Raw genomic sequence first — 756 nt, forward strand, 5'->3', positions numbered from 1 at the left:
CGGGTCGGTGATGCGGATCGTGCGCCCTTCGACGCTGCTCTCCTCGCGGCGCGTGCGGCCCTGGTCGTCGGTGGTGGTGAGCACCAGCGCGCCATACGCCGTGCTCGACAACCTCGCCCTGCGGCTGCCGCGGGCACCGAAGCTCACGCTCGGGTGGACGCACGTGGATGCTGAGCATCTCGGCCATCTGCCCCGCGTCGGTCCTGTCCAAGGCTCGGGCCGGTTTTGCAGAGGCTCCCTTGGCTCCTCAGCCTTGTCAGTTGCGAAGCGCGTAGCCTCCATCAACGCGTTGGACGAGTTCACCCGCGGCTCGCGCCTGCCGGAGCATCGCCTCAGCTTCATCGAACTCCACAGGCTTTCCTGTTGACTCGAGGAATTGCTGCAGTCGCCACGCATCAATTCGGTCGGCAGCGTTGACTTCTGCGTGAACATCCACCACTAGCTCTGGTTTCGGCTCGTGGCGCTTGAACATGATTCCGGCCCCATGCTTCAAGACATTCCAGATCTCTCCATCCATATTCACCGCAGCCCTGGAGCGCGCCCCAAGAAGCCACTTCCCGACAAAGTAGTCGGGATGTTGCATTTGCAGGCATTCAAGCAGTCGACGCTGCAGCATCGCAAATGAAATGAGAATGGTTGGTTCGCRCATTTGATGATCTCATTGAACTTTTAATCGAAGGGGTCAACGCATTCTCAGAACCCTTTGCTGTGATCGCGACGCCCTCAGCAACTGTCCCACGAGTCGGCGCGGCAACG

General features: G+C 60.7%; 1 protein-coding gene. It reads right to left on the bottom strand.

Translation table 11 applies throughout. The features are described 5' to 3' along the window. Positions 1 to 256: 256 nt before the first annotated feature. On the bottom strand, positions 257 to 649 hold the full coding sequence (locus tag AC1D15_RS35505; RefSeq protein WP_477829783.1) for a DUF6896 domain-containing protein: 393 nt from the start codon (positions 647 to 649) through the stop codon (positions 257 to 259). Positions 650 to 756 lie beyond the last annotated feature (107 nt).

This window comes from Rhizobacter sp. P2_H2 (assembly GCF_056403375.1).